The sequence below is a fragment of the Frankia sp. AiPs1 genome (assembly GCF_023716945.1).
Classification (GTDB): Bacteria; Actinomycetota; Actinomycetes; order Frankiales; family Frankiaceae; genus Frankia.
Window position 1 is genome coordinate 1 of record NZ_JAMQQF010000439.1, and the last position, 5,137, is coordinate 5,137.

The following is a 5,137-nucleotide window of genomic DNA, read 5'->3' on the forward strand; positions in this document are numbered from 1 at the left end:
GGGTGGGTCAGGCCCCGCGGCGCTGCGCGCGGTTGCCGCGCCAGGTCATCGGGCCGGTCCGAGCCCCGGTGGGCGCGCCGAGCTGCTCGCGCGGGTTCACCCCGAACACGCCCGGTGGAAGGGGCTGACCCAGCCCCGGCGGCGGGGAAACGCCGGGCAGCACCGGAACACCGGTCAACCCACCGGAGACCGACAACTTGATCTCCGTGTTGATGGAGACCGGGCCACCGGGCCCCGGCGACATGTACACCACGATCCCGGGGGCGACCGGCGCGGGGACCGGCTGCGACGTGACGTGGAACCCGAGCTGGGCAAGCATCTGCTCGGCCGCCTGCTGCGACTGGCCGACCACGTTCGGCAGAACCTTCATCGGCACCTGCGGCTGGGTGTCGTCCGGCGCCGGCAGCGGCTCGACCGGCAGGCCCAGGCCGTTGATCGTACGGATCATGGTCCGGGACCACACCTGCGCCGGGTATCCGCCGCCGAAGACGTTGCGGCCGAGCACGTTGGTCAGCGGATGCGAGGTCGGCCCGCGCGGGTCGGCGAGGGTGACCGCCGTGGCAAGCTGCGGGATGTACCCCGCGAACGAGGCGGTGCTGAAGCCCTCGGCGGTACCCGTCTTGCCCGCCGCCGGCCGGCCGATCTGCCCGTTCCCGCTGGCGGTCCCGTGGTTGATGACGCCTTGCAGCACGGCACTGACCGTGTCCGCGATCTTCGGGTCGAGCACCTGCTCGCAGGGCGCGCCGGCGTTGAACGGCAGCGGCCGGTCGGCGCCACCGACCCGCTGCGTGATCGCGAGAACGGTGCGCGGGTCGCACCGGCGTCCCCGCGCCGCCAGCGTCGAATAGGCGGTGGCCAGGTCCATCGTGCTGATTTCGTTGGAGCCGAGAATCGACGAGCCGTCGACGCGACTGATCCCGTCTATTCCCTTACATTCCGGATCGTCGTTTCTGGCCGGACGGATCCGGCAGGAGGAGACGCCCATCCGGCGGGCGACCTCGGCCGTCTTCAACACGCCCAGCCGCTCGGCGAGCTGGATGTAGTAAGTGTTGACCGAACCCCAGGTCGCGGTCGTCAGTGAATAGAAGCCGTCCTCGCTCGGATCGGCGTTGCCGTAGCAGTTCTTGCCCTGCGGATCCGGGTTCGGGAAGACGTTGGAGTGATAGCAGACGGGGGCGTGCAGCGTCGTGGACAGCGGCAGGCCGGACTCCAGGGCGGAGATCAGAGTGAACACCTTGAAGGTCGATCCGGGCGAGAAGGAGTCCTCGTCGGCCGGGTAGACCTCCTTCGTGTGCACGAAATCCGTCGACTGGCTCGCCGGCTTGTCGTCGTCCGTCGCCCCGTACTCCCGGTTGATCGCGATGGCGAGCACCTGGCCGGTGCCTGGCTGCATCATCGCGACGCTCGCCGCCACCCGGTTGCCGATCGGGATGACCTCCGTGGCGGCCGACTGCGCGGCCTGCTGCGCGACCGGGTCCAGCGTCGTTCTGATCGTCAGGCCGCCTTCGAACAGCAGTCTGCGGGCGTCCGCCTCGGTGGGGGCGAAGGTTCTGTCGTTGAGGAGCTGCTGGCGGACCAGCGCGCAGAAGAACGGCGCGCCCGAGTCGGCGCACGCGTCGGCCGACCGCACGGCGCGGTCGAGCACCAGCTTCCCGTCGTGCGCCTGGCGGAAGTCGGCCTGGCTGAGGTGGTGCAACTCCAACATCCGGTCGAGCACGACGTTGCGCCGCTCCTGGGCCGCCTGCGGGTGCAGCACCGGGTTGAAGGCGGTCGGGTTCTTCACCAGCCCGGCCAGGGTCGCCGCCTGCGGCAGGGTGAGCCGCTCCACGCCGACGTTGAAGTAGTGTTTCGACGCGACCTCGATGCCGTAGGCGCCGTCACCGAAGTAGGCGATGTTCAGGTAGCGCTCGAGGATCTCGTCCTTGCTCAGATGCGCCTCGAGGTAGAGCGCGTAACGCGCCTCCCGCAGCTTGCGCCGCACCGTCTGCTCGGTGGCAGCCTTCTTCTCCGCCGGCGTGCTGGCCGACATCAGCAGAACGTTCTTGACGTACTGCTGGGTCAGCGTGGACCCGCCCTGGGTCACCTCGCCGTTCTCCCGGTTGGTCAGATAGGCGCGGGCGAGGCCCTTGTAGTCCAGCCCGTCGTGTTCGTAGAAACGCGAGTCCTCGATGTCGACGACGGCCTGGCGCATCACCTGGGGAACCCGACTCAGCGGGACGACCTCGCGGTTCTGCTCGCCGGACAGCGTGGCGATCTGGTTTCCGCGCGCATCGAGAATCCGCGACGCCTGCGCGGGCGGGGGAACCGTGAGGTTTGCCGGCAGATCCATGAAGTCGTCGGCGCTGTCCTTGACGGTCAACCCCACCGCGCCGACCATCGGCAGCGCGAGCATGCCGACCAGCACGCCGGCCACCACGCTGAGCACGCCCGCGATGGCCAACCGGCGAGCCGTCCGCCACGCCCGACGGCCTCCGGTGCCGCTCGCGCCGCCCGAGCCGCTTGGGCCGCCAGAACCGCCCCGCCCGCCAGAACCGCCTTGGCCGCCAGAACCGCCTTGGCCGCCGGAACCGCCCCGCCCGCCAGAACCGCTTGGGCCGCCCGTGGCGAAGCCCGGCCGGTAGAGGTTGCCGATCTCGCGGTCCCGGGCGGCAGCGGTGGACACCGGGCCGGCCGGCCTCGGCCGGCGCCCCGAGGGTGGCTGCCCAGGGGGTATCGGGAACCCAGAGGGCGTGGTCATCGACGGACCTCCGTCCAGCCAGGCTGGGACACCAGTCGGAGCATACGGGCCAACATCTGATCAACCCTCTCCCCCCCGACGGGGCAGGCCGGTACAACGAGGCTTGGAAGGCCACCCAAGCGAGTCGAAAACGCCGTGACCTGGGACACCGCAATTCCGACGGCGGGTGGCGCGGCAGGCCGCCGACGGCGAGCCCTGGACGAGCGTGACGACCTCCACATCACCACGCCCGAGGCGGTCCCGCCATGCCCACCAACGGGCTACCGGATCGGAGGGGGCCTCGGCGGCCGGTTCCCATGTCAGCCGGACAACGGGACCATGGAAGAACTACTCGACCTCCGCCGCGATACAGGAATGTCACCCATCCGACATACGGTTGTCACAGACCGCACTACTGAGGCGATCCGGATCAATGGCCCGGACTAGTCATTTGGACAACCACCCGTGTGGGGTCTGTGCCGTGGCCACGCCACTCCGTACGGTTTCGGGTCAACGCCACGTCACCACCCGCACGGGCCCCCTGACCCGGACTCGAGAAGAAAGGCAGGTGGCATGACCAGAAGCCTGGCCCCCGCCGTCAGCACGACCCTGCACGCCAACACGACCCACCTCGTGGATTCCACCGTCGACGGCGACTGGACGGCGCACGCCGCCTGTCGCGACCTCGACCCGGATGAGCTGTTCGTCCAGGGCGCCGCCCAGAACCGGGTGAAGACCCGGTGTTTCGGCTGCGCCGTCCGCACCGAGTGCCTCGCCGACGCCCTCGACAACCACGTCGAGTTCGGCGTCTGGGGCGGCATGACCGAGCGGGAGCGCCGCGCGCTGCTGCGTCGCCGCCCGGACGTCACGTCCTGGCGCAAGCTGCTCGCCGACGCCCAGGCTGATCATCGATCAGCGTCCGCCGGATAGCCCGGACGGGGATGCCCCGCCCGCCGAGCCGGCCCGGTCCACCGTCCGGCCCGACATCGCGCGGCGACACGCCCGCCCGACCACCGCATGACCGGCGCGGACCCACCAGTCCGTGACCCGCACCCGATTCCGCCCGAGGACAGCGTCGTCCCGGTTCGGAACGCAGCCTCTTCCGCCGGCCCCACGTCCGCCGGCCCCGCCCGCCGACCGCACTTCCGCGGGCCCCACGTCCAGCTGGCCGCACTTCCGCGGGCCCCGCGTCCGACGGCCGCACTTCCGCCGGCCCTACGGCCAGCTGGCGCCGTACCCCCGCCGGCCGCACGCCCTGGGTCAGCCGGCCTGCTCCAGCCGCTCGACCCGAGCCAACGCGCTGCCGATCTCACGCAGACCCGCCAGGTCGTGCACATCCTCGGACAGCGCCTCCACCTCCACCAGCGGGGTGTCGGGATGGGCGCTGGTGAACCGCTCTCGCAGCCGCGCCTCCCGGCTGGCCAGCCGGGCCCGCTCGGCGTGGATCCGCAGCACCGCCGCCGCGAGTGGATGCTCCCCGTGCTCATCGAGGTTCTCGGCGGCCGCGAGGCTGCGCTCGACGGTGAGCGCCGTCGCGTCGCTGTGGTGCATCCGGTTGACCACCAGCCCGGCCAACGGCATCCCCTCCGCGTCGAGCCGATCGACGAAGTACGACGCCTCGCGCAACGCCGCCGCCTCGGGCGCGGCGACGACGACGAACGAGGTGCCGGGATCGCCGAGTAGGCGGTAGGTCTCATCCGCCCGGGCCCGGAAGCCCCCGAACATCGTCTCCAGTGCGGCGACGAACTGGCTGACGTCCATCAGCAGCTGGGCGCCGAGTACCTTCGTGATCACCTTGGTGAACATGCCGAGACCGGCGCCGAGCACCTTCGCGTAGGCCCGGCCGCCGGCCTTGGCCGGCGCGAGCAGCAGGCGCAGCAGCCGTCCGTCGAGGAAGGTGCCCAGCCGCGTCGGCGCGTCGAGAAAGTCCAGGGCCGACCGGGTGGGCGGCGTGTCGACGACGATCAGATCCCACTCGCCGCTCGCGTCGAGCTGGCCGAGCTTCTCCATCGCCATGTACTCCTGCGTCCCGGAGAACGAGGACGACAGCGACTGGTAGAACGGGTTCGCCAGCAGTGCCTCGGCCCGCTCGGGCGTGCTGTGCGCCAGGACGATCTCGTCGAACGTCCGCTTCATGTCGAGCATCATCGCGTCGAGGCGACCGCCGGCGGCGCCGTCGACTCCGGCCACCTCGCGCGGGGTGTTGTCGAGCGCGGTCAGGCCCAGCGACTGGGCGAGCCGGCGGGCCGGGTCGATGGTCAGGACCACCACGTCGCGCCCACGCTCGGCGGCGCGCAGCGCCAGGGCCGCGGCCGTGGTGGTCTTGCCGACACCGCCCGAGCCGCAGCAGACGATGATGCGCTCGGTGTCGAGCATCGCGTCGACGTCGAGCAGCGGCGCCCCCGCCGGGTGCGGCCGGAC

Annotated in this window: 3 protein-coding genes; 1 reads left to right on the plus strand and 2 read right to left on the minus strand. The window is 71.2% G+C overall.

Annotated elements, in window-relative coordinates:
* Positions 1 to 7 precede the first annotated feature (7 nt).
* Positions 8 to 2,737, minus strand: coding sequence for a penicillin-binding protein (locus ND748_RS24760; RefSeq protein ID WP_251748388.1), 2,730 nt, complete (start codon positions 2,735 to 2,737; stop codon positions 8 to 10).
* 552 nt (positions 2,738 to 3,289) lie between these two features.
* On the opposite strand from ND748_RS24760, the gene ND748_RS24765 reads away from it, so the two are divergent.
* Positions 3,290 to 3,646: a WhiB family transcriptional regulator gene (locus ND748_RS24765; RefSeq protein WP_251748390.1), complete on the plus strand. Its 357-nt coding sequence runs from the start codon at positions 3,290 to 3,292 to the stop codon at positions 3,644 to 3,646.
* A gap of 330 nt (positions 3,647 to 3,976) precedes the next feature.
* On the opposite strand, the gene ND748_RS24770 is transcribed toward ND748_RS24765, so the two are convergent.
* A partial coding sequence (locus ND748_RS24770; RefSeq protein ID WP_251748391.1) for an ArsA-related P-loop ATPase occupies positions 3,977 to 5,137 on the minus strand: 1,161 nt, incomplete at its 5' end.

Coding starts and splice junctions, on each gene's coding strand:
- ND748_RS24760 (WP_251748388.1), bottom strand. CDS start 2,737: ATGACCACGCCCTCTGGGTTCCCGATACCCCCTGGGCAGCCACCCTCG.
- ND748_RS24765 (WP_251748390.1), top strand. CDS start 3,290: ATGACCAGAAGCCTGGCCCCCGCCGTCAGCACGACCCTGCACGCCAAC.